The sequence below is a fragment of the Patiriisocius sp. 208BN25-11 genome (assembly GCF_058147145.1).
The window spans coordinates 1-240 of record NZ_JBYVJY010000122.1 but is presented as its reverse complement, the minus strand read 5'-3'; the positions used below and the strand labels follow the sequence as shown (position 1 = coordinate 240).

Below are 240 nucleotides of genomic sequence, written 5' to 3'. Positions count from 1 at the left end.
ATACATTATCATACACAAGGAAGCGGTCCCGCATTGGTATTCCTGCATGGCTTTATAGAAAGCAGCACTATGTGGGATGCTATAACACCCACCTTTTTAAATACACATCCGGTAATCACGATAGATTTCCCTGGATTTGGTAAAAGTGGATGTGTTGCAGAACTCCACAGTATGGAGTTAATGGCGAGCCTTAATTCGGAAATTTTAGAAAACCACAAAACTGAAAAGGCAACACTCATC

The 240-nt window shown here is 40.8% G+C and carries 1 protein-coding gene; it reads left to right on the top strand.

Annotation, left to right across the window (positions count from 1 at the left end; genetic code table 11):
- The coding region (locus ACY2RS_RS15830; RefSeq protein WP_490099616.1) for an alpha/beta fold hydrolase at positions 1–240 on the top strand (240 nt) is incomplete at both ends.